Genomic DNA, 18,232 nt, shown 5'->3' on the forward strand with positions numbered 1-18,232 from the left:
AAAAGTGAAAATTAATAATCTATAATTCAATAACTCCAAAACCATTCAACTTTAAAATCCAATACCCCTCAAATTCTTACAAACGATCTCTCTCACTTCATTCTCCGATTGTCCATCACCTTATCGCGGATTCACAAAATTTTTAATATATTTAAGAAAAAAACTGATGAATAATAGCAATTCCCGCAGAGATTTTCTTAAGACAGCTGCTTTGGCAAGTTTTGGAGCCTTGGTATTACCGAACTCTTTATTTGCTTATTCCAATGATTTTAAAACAGATAAAAAAGTCCGTGTTGGTTTTATTGGGGTTGGTCTTCGTGGCCAGGAACATGTCAAATTACTGGCAAAACGTAATGATGTAGAGATTGTAGCGTTTGCAGATCCCGAGAAAAGAATGCTTGCTGCGTCTCAAAAAATATTAAAAGACAATAATAAACCGGCGGCTAAAGAGTTTTCCAACGGGGAATATGACTATCGAAATCTTTTACAATTAAAAACAATAGACGCTGTTGTCATTGCTACTCCATGGGAATGGCATCTTACACAAGGTGTAGAGGCAATGCGTGCTAAAAAAATTGTGGGCATGGAAGTTTCCGGAGCGATAAAGCTTCAGGACTGCTGGGAATTTGTAAAGGTATATGAGGAAACGAAAGTTCCTATCTTTATGATGGAAAACGTGTGTTACCGAAGAGATATCATGGCCATCCTGAATATGGTCCGTAAAGGGATGTTTGGAGAGCTGGTACACGGAAGAGGAGGTTATCAGCATGATCTGAGAGGTGTCCTTTTCAATGACGGGGTTACTCCTTACAATTCCGGTGCTGAATTTGGAGAAAAAGGATTCAGTGAGGCAAAATGGAGAACTGAACATTATGTGAAACGCAATGGAGAGCTTTATCCAACTCATGGATTAGGTCCTGTTGCCATGATGATGGACATCAACAGAGGAAACCGTTTAACAAGGTTATCTTCATTTTCTTCAAAATCGGTAGGCCTTCACAAATATATCGTTGAACATCCTAAAGGAGGAGAAAACCATCCAAGTGCCAAAGTAAAATTCAATCAGGGAGATATAGTAACCACTCAGATTGCCTGTGCCAATGGGGAAACCATCCTTCTGACTCATGATACGAGCTTACAAAGACCATATGATCTGGGATTCCGGGTTCAGGGAACCGAAGGACTGTGGCAGGATTTCGGATGGGGAGATTTCAACCAGGGGCATATTTATTTTGAAAAAACCATGAACCATACCCACCGTTGGGATAATACGGAAAAATGGATGCAAGAGTACGATCATCCAATATGGAAGAAGTTTGAAAGCACTGCTGCAGGAGCAGGACATGGCGGAATGGATTTCTTTGTGATGAACACTTTTATAGAATGCATCAAACGAAATATAGAATTCCCGATGGATGTGTATGATCTTGCATTGTGGTATTCGATTACGCCATTGAGTGAAGAGTCTATTGCCAAAGGCGGTCAGGTGGTTGATATCCCTGATTTTACCAATGGAAAATGGAAGACCCGTAAACCTGTATTTGGAATGACCGATGAGTTCTAAGAAAACATTACTCATATTAGCAGGCGGATTAGGCAGCAGATATAAAGGCCTCAAGCAGGTAGATGGTATACTCAATAATGGCTCTCCAATTTTGGAGTATTCTATCTTCGATGCCCTGGAAGCAGGTTTCCAAAAAGTGGTTATTATTGTCAACAGACTGATTCCGGAAAGTTACATTGAAAGACTCAACAGCATCTCAACAACAAAAAGCTTTGAGCTCCATTGGGTCTATCAGGAAATGGACAGTATTCCTATTTCGCTGGAAGGTTTTGATTATCCTGAGCGTGAAAAACCATGGGGAACTGCTCATGCTGTTCTTTGTGCCAAGTATTCTATACAAGAGCCTTTTGTCATGATCAATGCAGATGATTTTTACGGAAAAGAAGCTTATAAACTGGCGGCATATGAAATTAATCATCACCATATTTCAGACACACAGCTGGGAATGGTTGCTTATCCTGTAGGTACCACATTGAGCGGCCACGGAGCGGTAGCAAGAGGAATATGTACGCTGGATTCTGAAAATTATCTGATCAAAATTGAAGAACAAACTTCCATTCAAATCATCAATAATTCGATTATCTATATTAAAAATGGAGAAAATATAAAATTAGATCCTGACACATTGGTCTCGATGAACTTTTTTATTTTCCATCCCCATATTTTCTGCTATATGGAAGCTTATTTTTATGATTTTATCGAATCTGGTCCTCTGCCGAACCAGGAGTTTTATATTCCTTCTGCGGTACAGAGAATGATAGATGAAAACAGGGTACAAGTAAGGGTAAAAGCCTCTCCTTCCCAATGGATGGGAGTCACTTATGCTGATGATAAAAAGGAAATTAAGGATTTTCTGATCTCAGAGATTAAAAACAACAGATACCCGGAAGATTTATGGAAATAAAGGATATTGTCATTGAGTTTATCGGTACTGACAACTATGATCTCTCCCCTATCAATGACGGATTGATCAATACCACTTACCTTCTGGAAGATAAAGATCTAGGGAAAAAGTTTATCCTGCAAAAGATCAACCATCATGTTTTTAAACAGCCGGAGATCATCATCAATAACCATTTGATGATTAATGAACTTCTCAAGTCAAATAATTATCATTTTCAAATTATAGAGCCTATCCCTTCTCTTACCCATCAACTTCTGGTAAAAGATGCAAATGATGAGCCATGGCGTATGCTAAGTTTCGTAGAAAACAGCATTACCTTTCTTACCGCTCCATCTTTACAGACGGCTTTTGAAGCAGCTAAAACCTTCAGTTATTTCCTGGCCACCGTCAATACTGAAAAGCTTCCTGCTATTGAAGATACCCTTCCCAATTTCCTCAATTTTGAGAAGAGAGTCGCAGACTATAAAAATGCACTACAAGATGCAGCTCCTCATTTAAGAGAAAACGCAAAGGCTGAAATAGAAATCACCAACCAGCTTCTGTCCTTACCTGATCAATGGATCGAAATGGAGAAAAGCAATCAAATACCTAAAAGAATCATCCATGCGGATGTAAAAATCAGCAATATCCTCTTCGATCAAAATCATCATCCACTAGCTGTCATTGATCTGGATACTATGATGATTTCCACTATTCTATATGATTTTGGAACGATGATACAGTCCTACACCAATACAACCCATGAAGATGATGGAAGTGCTCAAAACAATTTCAACTCTGAAATGTATAAGGCTGTAAAAGAAGGATTTCTATTCTATCTAAAGGAAAAATTGACACCGGAAGAATCTGAGAATCTTGATTATGCAGCGCAAGTCGCTATTTATATCCAGGAACTTCGTTTTTTAACCGATTACCTGAATGGAAGCACTTACTATTCTATCACACATCCTGAACACAATCTGGATAGGACAAAAAACCAGCTGCAGCTGTTGAAAGGACTGAGGGAATACCTGAAGGTTTGAGGGTTTGAGGGTTTGAGAGGCGGAGGGTTAGAGAGTGGGTTTGTAAGTGAATAGATTCCTACGGAATGACAAAGTGTGCATACAGATAAAGTACTCTGTTTATCATTCTATAGGAATCTGTTTCTACTCTCTTATTCTCAAACCCTCAAACTCTCCCACTTTCCAAACTTACCCTCATGCCAAAAACTCCAGAATTCTCTTCCATTCTTCCAGCTTTTTTTCAAAGGAAACGGTATGAAGCGGGCTTGTAGATGGCAATAAAAAAATGGGCAGTTTATAATTTTTCCCCAGCAGTTTCTGTAGGTTTTTGTAAGATTTTCCACCGTTGCAGAAAATAGCTTTGATATTTGGGTGTTCTTCCAATAGTTCAGCAATCTGATTGGCTTCTTCGTTTTTAATTTCAGAATCCAGACTTCCTTTCCGCTCACAGGAATCGATGACATCCCAGAGGGCGATATGATGTTTCCTTATGGTTTCGATTCTTTGCGTATAATCATCTGTAAATTCTTCGTTCAGCAATTCAAAAATGATTTTCCAGAATTTATTTTGAGGATGGGCATAATACTCTTGTTTTTCCAATGATTTCACGCCGGGAATTGATCCTAAAATTATAATTTCAGATTGGGAATCAATAAGGGGTAGAAATGAAGAAATACGGTTTTGCATATTCAAATATATAAATTTTGGCTTAAGCCATGGGATTTTTTATCATAAAAAAAGCGGGCTAAAGCCCGCTCCTATTAATATTGTATTCTTATTTTTCTTATAAAGTCTCCTTTAACCAGTCGAAGAATTCTCTCTGCCATACCAATCCGTTTTGTGGATGAAGTACCCAGTGGTTTTCGTTAGGGAAATACACCAGTTTAGATTTTAATCCTCTTAATTTTGCAGCCTGGAAAGCTTCCTGTCCCTGCTCGTAAGGAACACGGAAATCAATTCCTCCCTGAACAATCATGATGGGTTTATTCCATTTATCTACAAAATTGCTTGGATTGAATTCTGTGTAGGCTTTTGGTTGTGGCTTTTCCCATGGTGAACCAAGATCCCAGTTTGCAAACCAAAGTTCTTCAGTGGTTAAGTACCAAGATTTCATATCAAATAATCCATCATGAGCGATGAACGTTTTGAATCTGTTCTCATGAATTCCTGCCAGCATAAATACACTGTATCCTCCATAACTTGCTCCTACAGCGGCTACTCTGTCACCGTCTACATAAGGTAACGTTTTTGCAAAATCCGTGGCTGCCAGATAATCTCTCATTGGCTGTCCGCCCCAGTCTCTTGAAATTTCTTCATTCCATTTTGTACCCCAGCCCGGCATACCTCTTCTGTTAGGTGCTACCACGATATAATCGTTGGCTGCCATCAGAGCAAAGTTCCATCTTACGCTGAAAAACTGAGTAAGAGCAGACTGTGGACCTCCCTGGCAGTATACCAAAGTAGGATATTTTTTATTCGGGTCAAAGTTCGGTGGATAGTGGAACCAAACTCCCATTTCTTTACCGTCCGAAGTTTTCACCATTTTAAGTTCAGATTTCCCCTGAGCCAACTTAGCATAAGTATCTTTGTTCGCTTCAGTCACCTGCTTCATTTCTCCGTTTTTAACGTTTACAGAGAATAATTCTGTTGCATGGTTTACATCTGTTCTTCCTATTAAAAGTGAAGTTTTATTGTCTGTAAAGATTTCGTTGACGTCAAAATCTCCTTTGGTGATCTGCTGTACTTTTGCTGATTTTGAATCAAGGGCAAAAAGCTGCTTTGTTCCTCTGAATGCTGCTGTAAAGTAGATAGTTTTTGAATCTGCTCCCCAAAGCACATCTCCGGAAACACTTTCGTCCCAGCCAGAAGTAAGGTTAGTCGTTTTCCCTGACTTCCAGTCCATGATTTTCACATCATTTTTATCTGCTTCATACCCATCTCTGGCCATGCTCTGCCAGATCAAAGATTTTCCATCCGGGCTGAATTTAGGGTTTACATCATATCCTTTGTTGGATTCTGTAATATTTTTGGTTGTACCTGACGCCAGATCGTAAGCAAAGATATCTGTATTGGTACTGGTTGCGTACTCTTTACCACTTTTAGGTTTTGTAACGTATAAAAGCTGTGCAGAATCCAGACTCCAGATAAAGTCTTCAGCACCCCCGAAAGGTCTTTGAGGAGAATCCCACATTTTCCCTTCCAACAGGTCTTTTGCGCCCTCTGCTTTATCAGAAGTATTCACTACAAATACATGGTTGTATTTCCCTTCATTGAAGTAATCCCAATGTCTGTGGTTCAGATCTGTGTATACCTGAGCGGTCGTTTTAGGAGTATCACTGAATTTGTCTTTCCCCATCACTTTTTCTACCAACACCTGCTTACTGAAAGCAATTTTCTTCCCATCAGGAGAAATTACAATGTTATCAGCTTCCCCGATGGTATAAAATTCTGTCCAGGTTTTTCCGGCATCTTTAGAAAGGTAGATTTTGTCTCCTTCCTGAGCATAAATTCCGTTTTTATCCCACTGAATAAGTGCTTTTTTACCGAAATCAATTTTGGAAGACTGGTTATTAAGAACATTCAGAAAGTAGTTCTCGTTTTTTGTTTTTTCTGTTTTCAGATCTACCTGTCCAACTTTATAGATAAGGGAACCCTGATCTGGTGAAACTGCCTGTACCCCAACTTTTTTCAAAGTCCAAAGAATTTCAGGCGTCATTACTTGTTGTGCATTCATTAAGAGCGGAGCTGCCAAAGCCAGCAGACTGTACTTAAGTTTCATATGTTGATATTCATTTTTAACGGATCTATGAAATCATAGTAATTTCATGAAACCCTTTTATTAAATTCAAAGATTGCCAAAGTTAATATTTAAAATAAAAACGCACGAAAGAATTAACATTTAAGTTTAGATTTTTATTCTGTATTGTTAAAAATAAATGTATAGTTAAGAAATATAAACAAGTACAGATGCCAAAGCAACTCCTATTTACATCTGGCAACCCGTTCCAGCTCAAATTGCTAAATTATTTATATTTGAAAGGAAAAATAAACCGGAAAACTATAAAAACATTATGAATGGCCGAAATTTAAAACAAACCCTTATTACTTTACTCGTCATTATCACTTCAAATCCAGTGCCTGCTCAAAAAAGTGAATTTTTGGATACAAAGGTAGATAGTCTGACTTTTGTTACTACCAGAAAATTTTTAAACAGCTTAAATACAGATAATTTTCAGAAAAAGATTTTCATCAAGAATGATATACAAATTCCCTACAGAATCCTGACTCCGAAAGATAATGACAAAAATCAAAAGTTTCCATTAGTTATTACTTTTCATAATTCCACAAGAATTGGAAACGATAATGAAAGCCAGCTTGAACCTTTGGCTAAAATATGGCTGAGAGAGGAAATATATGACAAGTACCAATGCTATGTGATAGCCCCACAATTCAGCACGCGTTCTTCAGTTTATGACAACAATACTGATAATGATCTGGTATCAAAACCATCAAATGATGTCTTTGCCCTATTGGATCTGATAAAAAATGTAGAAAAAGAATGCAAGAATATTGATAAGAACAGAATTTATCTGGTGGGATATTCTATGGGAGCTTCTACAGCACAAAATCTTATGAGCATAGACCCTGACAAATTTGCTGCTCTTGTTTCCATTGCAGCGGTTCCTGATTTTTCAAATCTAAAACAACTGGATAAAAAAAATATCTGGCTAATTCACGGTGAAAAAGACAATGAAAATCCTTATTCGGGAAGTACCAAATTATTTGAAAAATTAGTTTCAAACAAAAATCTGACTTTTACAACATACGTTAGCCTTAATCATAATACGATTACCATCCCATTTTTAACAACTGAAGATATTCCCAAGTGGCTGTTTAAAAAGAGAAAATAAAAATGGATAATGGCATTCAGTTTCTACCTACAAAAAGGCCTGCTGAAAATAGCAGGCTTTATAATTTTATATTGGATTTATTTCTGATCGTTACTCTCCATCTGAGAACATTGAGTTCGCCAGTGAAGTAACAATTGACAATAATATACTGAAGATAAATGCCCACCAGAAACCATCTACAAACATACTATCTATGAAATAGTCTGCAATCAGTACAATTCCGGCATTGATTACCAAGGCAAAGAATCCTAATGTAAGAATGGTCAAAGGAAGACCAAAAAGACTTAAAACAGGCTTTACAAATATGTTAAGAACCCCAAGTACAATAGCAAAGATAATGGCTGAAGAAAATCCTTCAAATTGTACTCCCGGTAAGATTTTAGTTAAAAGATAAGCAACAATTGCTGTGATAAATAATCGGATAATTAAGTTCATTGAGTTATTTTTTAATGTTGATGGGATGTACTGAGCAAAAGCCATTCCATTTCAAACAAAAATTCTGCAAAAACCCTTTGTTTAAGGAATATTTTAATCTTTATTTCCCTTTATATTGTTATTTTATTTTCATCATGGTTACTAATGAAGTGGCAACATGGCTTTCAGAATCAGAGCCTTCAGTTTGAACGTAGATTTCCGTTCTCACTACAATTATTCTTCCTCCACCTTTAAGAACATAGGATTTTGAAACCAAAGCATCTCCCATAGCAGGACGCAGATAATTCACCTTCAATTCAACGGTTACCACATAACAGTCTTCTGTGTAATGGCTCACTGCTGCATACCCTGAAGAAACATCCACCAGAGAAGCAATCATAGCCCCGTTGAACATTCCGGCTTTTCTGGTCATCATTTCCATTTTGGGAATCTTAATGGATACAAAATCGGTTTCTACTTCCAGCAGTTCTGCTTTATAGAATTGTAAGGTTTCTGAACGGTTGAAGCTGTCTGTAATAAGTTTTCTTTTCTCTGGAGTCATGAATTTTATTTTAATCAAAGATAAGGACTGCAGCCTTTTTTATTTCTATTATATTCGAAAAATTTCATTTAAAAAGCCGTTCCACATAAGATGAAACGGCTTCTTTTTGAGCTTCTAAACTCTGAATTAAACAAACGATAACTTCTCTGATGAACTTGATATTTTCAAATGATGGTCTTCTTTAATCATATCAGCTGCTTTTTCTCCAATCATAATGGTAGGTGCATTGGTATTTCCGGAAACCACATCAGGCATAATGGATGCATCTGCTACTCTTAATCCTTTTATTCCATATACTTTCAGTCTTGGGTCAACCACGGACTCATTGTCGATTCCCATTTTACAGGTTCCTGTCATATGATGGTAAGTGGAACATGATTTTTTAATATAATCAATCACTTCTTCTTTTGTTTTTCCTTCTCCCGGATAGATTTCACCATCATTCCATTCTTTCATTGCTTCTGTTCTTCCCATTTCACGGCAGATTTCAACGCAGCGGTAAAGAGCGTCCAGATCAGATTCCTCAGAAAGATACATTGGATTAATTTCCAGTGGTGCAGAGGGGTCGGAAGATGTTAATTTAATATATCCTTTACTCGCAGGTCTGATAAAGCCTGCGCAGAATGTGAAAGCATTTTCCGGTCCTGTAAATCCGGGGCTGTAATAAGGAAGTCCCATAAACAAAGGCTGCAGGTCAGGATATACCATTTCTTCTTTGCTTTTCCAGAATAATTGTGCTTCCAGTAAATTGGCTTGTGGAGCAGGAATCTCTTTTTTAGCTTTAAAAATAACACTGGTCAAAAGGTGGTCCTGAAGGTTTTTACCCACTCCTTTTAAATCTTTTACCACAGAAATTCCCACTGATTCCAGTTCTTCTTTATCCCCGATTCCGGAAATCATCAGAAGCTTCGCAGATTCTATAGTTCCGCAAGATATAATGACTTCTTTTTCAGCTTCTACTTCTATTAATTCACCATCTTTCAAATACTGAACTCCGATACACTCGTTTCCTTCAAAAATTAATTTCTGAGCCAAAGCATTGGTATGAATATGTAAATTGGTACGGGATTTCACCGGGTCTAAAAATGCTTTAGCAGTAGAACATCTTTTATTATCTTTTCCTGCAGTCAGGTGATTAAGACCCGCTCCCCATATTTCTTTGTTAAAATCGTCTGTCAAAGGATAACCCAATTCTTTACACGCTTCAACGGCGCTTATTGAAATGGCATTCGGATGTTTGATACGGCTTACAAAAAGCGGCCCTTCTCCCCCATGAATGCTGTCTCCTCCATCTTCGTGGGTTTCAGATTTTTTAAAATAAGGTAAAACAGTATTCCAATCCCAGCCCACACATCCTTTATAAGCCCAACTATCATAATCCTGCTGATGCCCTCTGATATAGATCAGCCCGTTGATAGAGCTCGAACCACCCAATGTCTTACCACGGGGCCAGTATCGGGTATTTCCTCCTGCATGTTCCTGTGCCACGGTATGATAAGCCCAGTCTCTTTCAGTATTCCATACAGCAGGCCATCCTGCCTGTTCCTGTACCTCAGCAACTTTATCATCAGGGCCTGCCTCCAGCAGAAGCACATTTATATTTTCGTTTTCGCTTAATCTATTGGCTATTACAGCTCCTGCCGAACCGGATCCGACAATTATAAAATCGTATTTCATGAGTTTTAATTTGATCTTTATTTTTTGATACTGATTACTTTAGGAACGGTGACTGCTTTGAGTCCTTCAATTCCAAATTCCACTCCATATCCGGATTGTTTTACTCCTCCAAAAGGAACAAAAGGATGAATAGCACCATGCTGATTGATCCATACTGTTCCTGCTTCCAATTTTGCTGCTACATTTTGTGCTTCATTAAGATCATCGCTCCAAACTGAAGCTCCCAATCCGGTTTCAGAATCATTGGCTTTACTGATAGCTTCTTCCAGGGTTTTATATTTAATGATAGGCAATACCGGCCCAAATTGTTCTTCATCTACAATTCGGTTTCCATTATCTACATTTCCAATAAGGGTTACCGGAATAAAATATCCTTCCAGATCCGGTTTTTGCCCTCTGAATATGAAATCAGCACCTACATTTTCAGAATCCCGGATCAGATCCTGAATTTTATCGTACTGCATTTTATTCTGAATCGGTCCTAAAACACTGTTCTCATCCGCCCCATTCCCCATCGGAATGTTGGAAGAGTATTCTGCCAAAGCCTGTACTATTTTTTCATAATCATTTTCATGAACGTATAATCTTTTTAAGCAGGCGCAGGTCTGCCCCATATTTAAGAAAGCTCCCCAGAAAATAGAATCGATGTGTTTGGCTACATCAAGACCCGGTAATATAATCCCTGCATCATTTCCTCCGCATTCCAAGGTTAGACGTGCCATATTTTTAACAGAGGCTTCAATCACTTTTTTCCCTGTTGCAATAGATCCTGTAAACATAATTTTTCCAATTTCAGGATGAGCTGTAAGATAACTGCCTACTTCACCCCTACCGGTAACAACCTGTAAAAGATTTTCGGGAAGCACGCTGTTGATTACTTTTATCATTTCCAGGCTGCAGAAAGTGGTATATTCTGAAGGTTTGATGATGACCGCATTTCCCATTCTGAGTGATGGAATAATCTGCCAGATTGCAATCATCAGAGGCCAGTTCCAGGGAGCAATGGCGGCAACTACTCCAATTGGGTTTCTGTATACAATATCTTTCCTTGTTTCATCTTCAAAGACAATTTCTTCAGGTAAATCCAGTGATGCGGGAACTTGTGTCCAGCCTACACAGGCCTGCATTTCGAAATGGGCTCCGGGACCATTAAGTGGTTTTCCCTGCTCGCGGGTGATCCATTCTGCCAGATGTTTTGAATTTTGCTGTAAAGCTTCCGCAACTTTTAATAAAATGTCTTTTCTTTCTGAATCCGGTCTTACTGACCATAGTTTTTGGGCCTTTTTTGCTTTCTCAATTTTAGCATCAATCTCCTCATGGGAAGTATTGGAAACACCACCTATAACCTCTAAGGTAGAGGGATTTAGGGATAAAAAGTAAGTGTCTGAAATATGATTTTCTTTGGCTAATGATGTATTTTCCATTGTTTTAATTTATTTTGTATTTTACGTAGTTCGAAAATGGCAATAACATGATATAAATCATTTACCTATTCTCTATTTTTTTTAACCTAAACTCTACCTATCATGGAAAAGATCGAAGAAAGAACTGTTTTCAGCATTCCTTTTGGTGAATTGAATGTGTTTGAAACGAATGTAGTGTGCCACGATTTTCCTTTCTTTTTTGAAAAGCCTGTCATTACACTTATGCTGAGTGGCAATAAGATCATTCGCAGTGAGGATGAGACTTTTGAGTTTAATGAAAGAAGTGTATTTATTCCGCCCTGTAATAAGGAACTGAGTATAGACATTCACCCTGTTTTCAAAGAGCCCACAAAATGTCTGGTATTGAATATAGAACAGGAATATATAGGCAGTGTATTTTCTGAGGTAATTGAAACCTGGCATCCGGACTGGGACAGAACGGGAATTATGATGAAGGAAAATATGGTAAAAAAGTTTGTAAGCTCAGATGAATCTTTATGGAGAAGCCTGACCAATCTTTACAACAGAAGAATAGACAACAGTATGTATGGCACCTCAGATTTTCTTTTAAGCTTGAGTCTGAAGGAACTGATCTATGAGCTGATGAAGACCAATGCAAAACATATTCTGTTGTATTCTGACAAGGCAGAAAGTGTACAGAACGGACTGCAGGAAGTGGTCCATTTTATCAAACAAAATTACAAAGAACCAATTACCATAAAGAAACTTTCCGTGATCGCAGGAATGAGTGAAGCCAATCTGTTTAAAAAGTTTAAGCATTCCTACAACTGCACTCCGGTAGAATATATTATCCAGTTGAGAATAGAACACGCCAAGCAGCTATTAATAAGCAACCCTGAAATTGGAATTAAAAATATATGTTTTGAATCCGGTTTTAATACACTGGAGTATTTTTATAGAAAATTTACCCAGATCACCGGAAAGTCTCCGAAGAAATTTAAAATAAATTGATAAGGGCTGGAAGATGGAAGTGAGAAGATGGAGGTTAGTACCAGTCTTTTTATTTCCGATAATTATCATTATTAAATAAAGTAATCGTCCTATGTATTATAAAAAGATATTCATTGTTTTAGCTCTTTGCTTATGCTGCATTTTTCATGCGCAGACTCTACATTTATATGGAGGAGCCGACCGGGATCAATATCTGGGATGTCTGAACTGTGATAATTTTGATAAAAATTCGATATGGAATAAGTTTAGTGACTACGGGAATGTGTTCAGTTCAAAATCAATCTGGAACACCTATGGAAACTATGGAAGTACCTATAGCACCTATTCTCCATGGAATACTTATGGAGCTTATCCTCCGGCAATCGTTGATCAGGACGGAAATTTCTTTGGATTTCTTACTTTGAATCCTTATAAATCCGAAAGGTCTGAACTGGAACTGGCTATGATTTTATGCAAGCATCATGAAGAGATTAAAAAGGATGTTGGAGGTTGGTATGAGAGGTTGTTCCGGTAAACCACCCCGTCAAAAATTCCTTGAATTTTCGCCACCCCTCCATTTCACGTCTTCAGTTGTAATACTTGTTATTAAAACAAAATTGCAAAGTACAGAAAATATAGGGTTGGATTTTAATAGGTAAAAATCTGGCGCGTTTGACTGGCAGTAAAAAGGTCACAGGTTCGAATCCCGTATTCTCCACTAAACGGTAATATTTAATGTATTGGTCACAGATTTTTATCCTCTCACGGATTGAGCGGATTAGACAGATGTTCGCATTAAATTCAATATTAATCAGCTAAGTTGTACCTGAAAGTCGTCAGTTAAAGTCAAAATACCTTCTGCAAGGTCTTCCGGATGGGTCGTAAATCCTTTCAGCTTCGATGTTTTTCCTTTTAAAACTAAATCTAAAAGCTGTTTATCAGACAATTTTTTACCAAAAATTTCGAAAGTGATTTTAAAGCCGCAATTTTTGAAATCGGAACATCCTACTGCGGTTTTTCCTTTGATCAGATTGTGTTCTTTACATTTCGGACATTTCGTTTCTTCCCAGGACTGAAGCTCTTTTTTCTGTGCAGGTTCTCTTTTTTTCTTTTCCTTCACTTCTTCTTTTTCTTCTCCCTGCAGAGTAATGACTTTTCCTTTTCCGTACACGACTTTTTCAGTCAGTTCTGTAACCATCTGAATCAGTTCTTCTTTGAAGAGATTGGCTTCATACTCCCCTTTTTCAATTTTACGAAGTTTAGATTCCCATTCTCCTGTCAGTTCCGGACTCTTTAGCAGCTCGTCTTCAATGGTATCAATCAGCTGGATTCCGGTTTGGGTAGCGATGAGGTTTTTCCTTTTCTTCTCGATGTATTTTCTTTTAAAAAGGGTTTCGATGATATTGGCACGGGTGGATGGTCTTCCGATCCCGTTATTTTTCAACATTTCACGCAGTTCTTCGTCTTCTACCTGTTTTCCAGCAGTTTCCATGGCTCTCAGCAATGTTGCTTCGGTGTAAGGTTTTGGCGGAGTAGTTTTCCCCTGGTGGATCATGGGATCGTGCGGTCCGGTTTCCCCTACAATAAATTCAGGTATCGTCTGTTCTTCCTCTTTTTCTTTTTCCTTATCAGCAGATTCTTCTTTGGGTTCTTTAGCATAAACGGCTCTCCATCCCGGTTCCAGGACTTGTCTACCGCTGGTTTTGAAAGGAATGGTTCCTACTTTTCCTTCTACCAATGTATTGGAAATTTTACATTCCGGGTAGAATACGGCAATAAAGCGCTTCGCAATAAGATCATAGATCAGTTTCTCTTCCCTGCTCAGATTCTGAGAAGGTGGAATTTCCGTAGGAATGATCGCATGGTGATCGGTTACTTTTGCATCATCAAAAACGGCTTTTGATTTTGGAATCGGAGCTTCCAATAACGGAGCAATTAATTCCTGATAAGGATACATTTTCTGAAGAATACCGCCTATTTTCGGATATAAGCTTTCTGATAGATAAGTGGTATCAACACGCGGATAGGTTACGTGTTTCTTTTCATAAAGGCTCTGGATATAATTTAGCGTATTTTCTGCTGAATATCCATATTTTTTGTTGGCTTCTACCTGAAGGCCGGTCAAATCGAAAAGTCGTGGATTTTTTTCTTTTCCTTCTTTAATTTCGAAAGAAACGATTTCAAATGGATTTACTTTAAGATATTCCAATCCTTTTTCTGCACGTTCCAACGTTTTTAAACGATCGATCGCAGCATTGAAAATGACGTCACGGTATTTGGTTTTCAGTTCCCAATATTCTTCTGTAGTAAATGCATCAATTTCTTTCTGACGCTGAACCAGCATCGCCAAGGTCGGAGTCTGAACCCTTCCAATAGAAAGAACGGCTTTATTTCCTCCAAATTTCTTGGTAAAAAGCCTTGTGGCATTGATTCCCAATAACCAGTCTCCTATCGCTCTGGCATTTCCGGCCAAATATAGATTTTTATAATCTTCCGCAGGTTTTAAGCTCGCAAAGCCTTCTTTGATAGCCTCTTCCGTCAATGAAGATATCCATAAACGCTGGATGGGTTTGTTGCATTTTGCCTTCTGCAATACCCAACGCTGAATGAGTTCTCCCTCCTGCCCGGCATCCCCACAGTTAATGACCTCATCACATTCTTCGACTAATCTTTCAATCACTTTAAACTGATTTTCAACCCCTTTATTCGGGATCAGCTTGATACCAAAACTGCTTGGAATAATTGGTAATGAAAAGAGATTCCATGATTTGAACTGAGGACCGTAGTCGTGAGGTTCTTTCAAAGTACAAAGATGTCCGAACGTCCATGTTACGCAATAGCCGTTTCCTTCCATATAGCCTTGCTTAGGCATTGTAGCGCCCAATACTTTGGCGATATCTCTGGCAACACTGGGTTTCTCGGCAATACATAATTTCATGAAATCGGGTTTATTGAAGGAGTGCAAAAATCGGGATTTTTTTTGGATTTTGCTAATTTAGTTGGGAGCTGATCTTTAATAAGTTGTAGGCACCCGTATCCCAAACCTCCCAGCAATATTAATGATTATGAGCTGATAAACATTACTTTTTCTGCACCATTTAGTATATTCAGCTCCAGCCTTTCAATAAGAAAATTGACATCCTCAACAAACTTCTCCTTCAGATAACCATCTTCAATATCATGACCATATACTATCTTTTTATAGAAATCAGGTTGACTTTTCAATGCATTCTTCAATTGTACCAGATTAGATTTTAAAACGTCCAGATCAATATATTCTTCATAAAAATGCCAGAAATCCAATATCTTCAGGTCTATATGTAAGACTCTTTCTATTTGACACAATAATCGGTCATCATCCTCCGGACTCTCATCGGTCATCACCAGATTTAAACCATCTCTTCCGTCAAAATGGTATTGATCTCTCAAGTCCAGATATTGCCATAAAGGCTCCTCTTTATCAAATACAAAACTTATTTCAAGTCCGAATCCCATATCATTTTCTTAAAAAGTAAATATAACAAAAAGCCCCCTTATAAAAAGAGGGCCAAATCAACAATGTAATGAAACTAGGTTCATTATTTCTTTTTTGCTTCTGAAATGGCATCGGCAATTCCTCCACCTGCGGTTTCAAAGAAGGCAGGGCCAGCCAGAAGATATACTTTTTCTAATTTTTTGGTTTTGGATAGTTTGTGTTCTTTCAGGTAATTTTCAGAACGGTTGGCGTGAACAATTCCTCTTACTACATTTCCGGCTACCAGAGCGGTTGGGGAATCTATTCCGGCATCTTTCAGGTCACTGGCAAAAGCAAAACTGGTAACGCCCAATCTCATGGCTTCACGAGCCGCCACTTCGCCTACGGAAGTCATCATATCCGGAGTGAATTTATTACGGTCTCCCAAACCGATCAGCAATAGTTTCTTTGCTGACATAGATCCCGCAGGAGGTGTAATTAAAAGGGTTTCCAAAGAATGTCCCTGAAATTGTCCTGTTTTTCTAAGATTGGTCAGTTCTCCTTTTAAAGCTTCATCCAGATGAACCAATCCGTTCAAATTGGCTGGTAATGCCTGAGCATTGAAGATGTCTCCTTCTGTATATTCGAAAACACAGGCTACCTGAAGCTGAGCATCTGCTGAGGAGGGACCTTGTACTAATCCTACCATTGAGATTCCGTCTACGATTCCCCAGGTTTTAGAGGTTCCGATGGTTGTTGTCGTTTGTGAGAAAATCAATGTTGTGAACAGCAGCCCTGCAATGATGTATAATTTGCTTAATTTTTTCATGACTTTTTATCGTATTAGTTGTTCCTCTATTTTTTGGAATGATTCTTATAGGGTCATCGGGACTTCCATCAAAAGAACTTCTGTACCTTCTTTAAGTGCTTTGATGTTAATTTCCTGAATATCCCAGACTCCGAATCCATCACGTTCTTCAATGGTCTCTCCACCTATTTCTGCGCTTCCTTTAAGGATAAAAGCATACACTCCGTTTCCTTTTTTTCTGATCTGATAATGAGTTTCTATATTCTCATCAAAAGTTCCCAGGTGAAACCACGCATCCTGATGGATCCATACTCCTTCGTCATCAACGTTTGGGGAAAGAATCTGCTGAAATTTGTTGTGACCTTTTGTTTTGTCCAAAGTGATCTGATCATATCTTGGGGTAACATTTCTCTTTTTTGGATAAATCCAGATTTGAAGGAACTTTACCGGCTGATCACTATTTTTGTTGAATTCGCTGTGCATGATTCCGGTTCCTGCACTCATTGCCTGGATATCTCCACTTCTGATTACTGCTGTATTTCCCATACTGTCTTTGTGTTCAAGATCACCTTCCAAAGGAATGCTGATGATTTCCATATTATCGTGAGGATGTGTTCCAAAACCTCTTCCAGATTCTACTTTGTCATCATTCAGGACTCTTAAAACTCCAAAATGCATTCTTTCAGGGTTGTAATAATTGGCAAAACTGAAAGTATGCTGGCTCAACAGCCATCCGTGGTCTGCTTTCCCTCTTGAATCTGCTCTGTGAATCACAGAATTTTCTTTTATTTTTGATTCTGTATTGGGAAGATGATTGTATCCGATCGGTTCTAATGGTTCGATCTCGTCGATGTCATTTTTCATAGCGCTGGCTAAAGAAGCTGATGCTACAAACATTCCTGTTCCCAATAATCCTTTCTTTAAAAAATCTTTTCTGTCCATATCAGATTGTTATTTGTTCTTGTTTGATAGGACAAATTTAAAGAGACTGAAATCCCTGCACATTTAACTAGTTTAATAAATGACTTAGCAGCAAAAAAAAATGCCGATTGTTTTATTAGATTGTTTTTTGGAAACACAAAGACGCAATATGTGTATTATAATGTTTATTAAGGTGCAAGGATTTTATCTCCGATAAAATTATTTACAAGATAAAATCTATGAGATTATGATGATTATATTTTTTTGTTCTTTTGCCTTGAAGCAAAATGAACCAAAAGTTCAAGACTTGAGAAACTTCCGCTAAAAATGAAATCTGTTCTCTAAAAACTCTAAACTCGTGCGGTAACACTGTATATTTATTATCACCATTTCGTCCGCACTCAGACATAAGAGTTTTCTTAACGTTCACAGCGTTCATTTTTTAACGCTCCATTTTCTTAGGTCATTTCTTACGACGTGTTATATAACAAAGTTTTACTTTTCTTTTGAAGCAAGACGCTTTCTGATGGTACTTACAATATGTATCAAATCTGTGAGATTATCATGATTATATTTTTTTGTTCTTTTGCCTTGAAGCAAAATGAACCAAAAGTTCAAGACTTGAGAAACTTCCGCTAAAA

General features: G+C 38.0%; 16 protein-coding genes. 6 read left to right on the top strand and 10 right to left on the bottom strand.

Annotation, left to right across the window (positions count from 1 at the left end):
- Nucleotides 1-166 precede the first annotated feature (166 nt).
- The 3 genes from AC07UM_RS17815 to AC07UM_RS17825 are packed head-to-tail and all read left to right on the top strand — an operon-like array spanning nt 167 to nt 3,490.
- Entirely contained in the window at nt 167-1,564 is a 1,398-nt protein-coding gene (locus AC07UM_RS17815) for a Gfo/Idh/MocA family protein (RefSeq protein WP_494681404.1), read from the top strand.
- The gene (locus tag AC07UM_RS17820; protein WP_494681405.1) at nt 1,554-2,468 is read left to right on the top strand and encodes a nucleotidyltransferase family protein; all 915 of its coding nucleotides are present in this window, start codon (nt 1,554-1,556) and stop codon (nt 2,466-2,468) included. Before AC07UM_RS17815 ends, AC07UM_RS17820 begins: the two co-directional genes overlap by 11 nt.
- Nucleotides 2,459-3,490, top strand: a complete 1,032-nt coding sequence (locus AC07UM_RS17825; protein ID WP_494681406.1) for a phosphotransferase enzyme family protein — start codon at nt 2,459-2,461, stop codon at nt 3,488-3,490. Before AC07UM_RS17820 ends, AC07UM_RS17825 begins: the two co-directional genes overlap by 10 nt.
- A gap of 174 nt (nt 3,491-3,664) precedes the next feature.
- Here AC07UM_RS17825 and AC07UM_RS17830 read toward each other — a convergent pair whose 3' ends face one another.
- Nucleotides 3,665-4,156 carry a DNA-deoxyinosine glycosylase gene (locus tag AC07UM_RS17830; protein ID WP_494681407.1) on the bottom strand — a complete coding sequence of 164 codons (492 nt, stop codon included), beginning with the start codon at nt 4,154-4,156 and terminating at the stop codon, nt 3,665-3,667.
- A 97-nt stretch (nt 4,157-4,253) separates the two neighbouring features.
- Nucleotides 4,254-6,248 (bottom strand): S9 family peptidase, encoded by a 1,995-nt coding sequence (locus AC07UM_RS17835; RefSeq protein ID WP_494681408.1) that lies wholly within the window; start codon nt 6,246-6,248, stop codon nt 4,254-4,256.
- Nucleotides 6,249-6,627: 379 nt separating this feature from the next.
- On the opposite strand from AC07UM_RS17835, the gene AC07UM_RS17840 reads away from it, so the two are divergent.
- Nucleotides 6,628-7,380, top strand: a complete 753-nt coding sequence (locus tag AC07UM_RS17840; RefSeq protein ID WP_494681409.1) for a carboxylesterase family protein — start codon at nt 6,628-6,630, stop codon at nt 7,378-7,380.
- A gap of 90 nt (nt 7,381-7,470) precedes the next feature.
- Here AC07UM_RS17840 and AC07UM_RS17845 read toward each other — a convergent pair whose 3' ends face one another.
- The 4 genes from AC07UM_RS17845 to AC07UM_RS17860 form a co-directional block, all read right to left on the bottom strand.
- Complete coding sequence (locus tag AC07UM_RS17845) at nt 7,471-7,815, bottom strand: phage holin family protein (protein WP_494681410.1); 345 nt, start codon at nt 7,813-7,815, stop codon at nt 7,471-7,473.
- 118 nt (nt 7,816-7,933) lie between these two features.
- Nucleotides 7,934-8,356 carry a PaaI family thioesterase gene (locus AC07UM_RS17850; protein WP_494681411.1) on the bottom strand — a complete coding sequence of 141 codons (423 nt, stop codon included), beginning with the start codon at nt 8,354-8,356 and terminating at the stop codon, nt 7,934-7,936.
- 126 nt (nt 8,357-8,482) lie between these two features.
- A complete protein-coding gene (locus tag AC07UM_RS17855; protein WP_494681412.1) occupies nt 8,483-10,033 on the bottom strand; it encodes a GMC family oxidoreductase in 1,551 nt (516 codons plus the stop codon).
- 17 nt (nt 10,034-10,050) lie between these two features.
- The gene (locus AC07UM_RS17860) at nt 10,051-11,457 is read right to left on the bottom strand and encodes an aldehyde dehydrogenase family protein (protein ID WP_494681413.1); all 1,407 of its coding nucleotides are present in this window, start codon (nt 11,455-11,457) and stop codon (nt 10,051-10,053) included.
- Nucleotides 11,458-11,559: 102 nt separating this feature from the next.
- Between AC07UM_RS17860 and AC07UM_RS17865 the strand changes: the two genes are divergently transcribed.
- The gene (locus AC07UM_RS17865) at nt 11,560-12,429 is read left to right on the top strand and encodes a helix-turn-helix domain-containing protein (protein WP_494681414.1); all 870 of its coding nucleotides are present in this window, start codon (nt 11,560-11,562) and stop codon (nt 12,427-12,429) included.
- Nucleotides 12,430-12,520: 91 nt separating this feature from the next.
- Entirely contained in the window at nt 12,521-12,943 is a 423-nt protein-coding gene (locus AC07UM_RS17870; protein WP_494681415.1) for a hypothetical protein, read from the top strand.
- Between the two features lie 276 nt (nt 12,944-13,219).
- On the opposite strand, the gene AC07UM_RS17875 is transcribed toward AC07UM_RS17870, so the two are convergent.
- From AC07UM_RS17875 to AC07UM_RS17890, 4 genes are all read right to left on the bottom strand, one after another.
- The gene (locus tag AC07UM_RS17875; RefSeq protein ID WP_494681416.1) at nt 13,220-15,346 is read right to left on the bottom strand and encodes a type IA DNA topoisomerase; all 2,127 of its coding nucleotides are present in this window, start codon (nt 15,344-15,346) and stop codon (nt 13,220-13,222) included.
- A gap of 125 nt (nt 15,347-15,471) precedes the next feature.
- Nucleotides 15,472-15,903: a hypothetical protein gene (locus AC07UM_RS17880; protein ID WP_209801753.1), complete on the bottom strand. Its 432-nt coding sequence runs from the start codon at nt 15,901-15,903 to the stop codon at nt 15,472-15,474.
- Nucleotides 15,904-15,986: 83 nt separating this feature from the next.
- A complete protein-coding gene (locus AC07UM_RS17885; RefSeq protein ID WP_494681417.1) occupies nt 15,987-16,691 on the bottom strand; it encodes a M17 family peptidase N-terminal domain-containing protein in 705 nt (234 codons plus the stop codon).
- A gap of 45 nt (nt 16,692-16,736) precedes the next feature.
- Nucleotides 16,737-17,612 carry a pirin family protein gene (locus AC07UM_RS17890; protein WP_494681418.1) on the bottom strand — a complete coding sequence of 292 codons (876 nt, stop codon included), beginning with the start codon at nt 17,610-17,612 and terminating at the stop codon, nt 16,737-16,739.
- Nucleotides 17,613-18,232: the final 620 nt, after the last annotated feature.

The sequence above is a fragment of the Chryseobacterium sp. GW821-FHT04C04 genome (genome assembly GCF_059420365.1).